At 63.3% G+C, this 2,284-nt stretch carries 3 protein-coding genes; 1 reads left to right on the top strand and 2 read right to left on the bottom strand.

The window, feature by feature from the left end:
- A partial coding sequence (locus AC1DSN_RS21580; RefSeq protein WP_477332795.1) for a TonB-dependent receptor family protein occupies positions 1–1,573 on the top strand: 1,573 nt, incomplete at its 5' end.
- Here AC1DSN_RS21580 and AC1DSN_RS21575 read toward each other — a convergent pair.
- Positions 1,566–1,865: a hypothetical protein gene (locus AC1DSN_RS21575; protein ID WP_477294168.1), complete on the bottom strand. Its 300-nt coding sequence runs from the start codon at positions 1,863–1,865 to the stop codon at positions 1,566–1,568. The genes AC1DSN_RS21580 and AC1DSN_RS21575 overlap by 8 nt on opposite strands.
- Positions 1,866–2,069: 204 nt before the next feature.
- On the bottom strand, positions 2,070–2,284 hold a 215-nt coding region (locus AC1DSN_RS21570; RefSeq protein WP_477332793.1), incomplete at its 5' end, for a hypothetical protein.

Here is a 2,284-nt window from a genome sequence, read left to right as displayed (position 1 = left end):
CTTCAATACGCGCGCCATCCCGACCACCCCCGACCTCAGCGGTGACGTCACCGTTCGCGAAAACGCCTACGGCAAGGGTGGCGGCAGCAACCAGCAGTACAGCACCTTCCTCGGTGCCACGATGAATAACGGGCTGGGACTCGCCCTGCTCTACTCCGGCATGACGGGCACGGACTGGCGTCGCGGCAGCGATGAGAAGGTCAACGACGTTGCCCTGAAGTTCCGTTATCCGGTGAGCCCGACCGCCGAGGTGTACGGCAAGCTCTCCTACTACGACGTGAAGTCGCGCACACCCGGCGGCCTGACCGTCGCCCAGTACGACGCCGACCCGTTCCAGAACACACGCCCCACCGACTTCTGGACGGGCCACCGTAAGGCCGCGGACGTTGGCTACATCAACACGTTGTCCGACGACAGCGAAGTCGAGGTGCGCGTGTACGATAACGAGAGCTATCGCAGCAGCACCCTTATCAACACGACGGGCACCCAGCTGGCCGTCCAGCCCCGCAACTACAAAGTGTTCGGCATCGAACCGCGCTACACCCAGCGCTTCGATCTGGGGCCGACGACCAACGACGTGACGGTGGGCTACCGTTACCTTCGCGAGCGCGGCGACGACGGCAGCTACAACCTCAGCACGGCCACCGGCAAGCTCACTGCACCCACCCGCTTCGATAATTCCACGGATGCCAACGCGGCCTATATCGACGACCGTATCGCCATCGGCAAGTGGCGCATCACGCCGGGCGTCCGCTTCGAGCACATCGATTCCGACCGTGTCGACACGACGCTGGGCCAGCAGTACAGCAGCTTGAACAACAAGCCGTTGCCGTCGCTCAACATCTCGTACCTGCTTACGCGCGACCTGACGCTGTTCACCGACTACGGCACTTCATTCGGTCCGGTGCAGAACATCCAGCTCAATTCGCAGTCCGCGACCAACCCGTTGAAGCCGGAACTCGCGCGCACCGCCGAACTGGGTGCGCGCTGGCAGGGACCGCAGCTGCACGCGGAACTGACCGTGTTCAAGATGCGCTTCGACAACCAGATCCTGCAGGTGCCGGGCGTCCAGCCGCCGACCTTCCAGAACATCGGCGCGACCAACCACAAGGGCCTGGAGTCGGCGATCGACTATCAGTTCGCGGAGCAGTCGGCACTGCACGGCCTCGACCTGTACGCGAACTTCACCTATACGAAGGCGATCCAGGAATCGGGCACCACCGCAGGCCTCGATGTACCGTTTTACTCCCGTCGCACCGACACCGCGGGCGCGAAGTACCAGGTAGGTCTATGGACCTTCAACCTGTCCAGCACTCACCAGAGCGGTCAGTTCGCCGATACGGCCAACACCGTCCAGGAGACGCCGGATGCGCGCGTCGGTCGTATCCCGGGCTTCCGCCTGTGGAATGCGCAGGTGAGCTGGCAGATTCCGGCATGGAAAGGCAGCAGCATCGATGCCGGCGTGAACAACCTGGCCGACAAGCGTTTCTATACGCGCAATGTCGACGGCAACGCCGGACGCATGGTCGGCGCGCCGCGGACGACGTACGTGCAGTTCCGCGTGGCTATTTAACAGGAACGAACTCAGGGATTTCGGTACTTCGGTCCTTGAGGCAGGCCGCGCACGTCGTGGAGTCAAGTTCGACTTTCACGTAGTGCGTCTTGTCGACGCCAGGGCCCTCACCCTGGCGTCGATAGGTTTCATCAGCCCTCTCCAGCTGATGCGACGCCACGGCGGCGCGACCACCATCGAAGATGCTGGCCAGTTGATCGGGCGTCAGGTCGGGAATGCCGATATCCACCTCGACGGTCTTGAAGCAATCGTGCGCGCTCTGGTCCGTGCAGCGGACCGAATACGTAACCATGCGGAGTCTCCGTGGCGTGGCGGGGAAGTCCGACTTTAAGCCCGCACCGGTTACCGTCGCTATCTACCAAGAGCCATAGTTACCGCGCTTGCAGAAGGCCCTCGGCGAGATGCCGGAAGGCGTCGACGGCGACTCGGTACACCGCCGTATCCCATCTGGACGGCGGTCGGGGTGAACTGGCTTACCCACCGAAGCAGCGCTGCCTTAGGAGCGCAGCTTCGCGCGCATCCCCAATGCGTCCACCGGACCCACGATGGCCGATACCGATGGGTTGTCCAGTAACGCGACGAGCATCGCCTTAGCCTCGCTGTCACTCCCTCGCGATACCCGTTCGACCAACTCGGCAAGCTTCAACGTGCTCACAGGCGCCGCCTGGGCAACCGGGGCCGGCGCTGCTCTGCGTGGAACGACCTTTGCGG

It is taken from the genome of Luteibacter sp. P4_D7_3, from assembly GCF_056401735.1.
The sequence above is the reverse complement of the archived record's forward strand: the minus strand, read 5'-3'. Positions and strand labels throughout refer to the sequence as shown.

Bases quoted from the DNA above. Each gene is read 5' to 3' on its own strand.
- AC1DSN_RS21575 (WP_477294168.1), bottom strand. From the start codon at position 1,865: ATGGTTACGTATTCGGTCCGCTGCACGGACCAGAGCGCGCACGATTGC.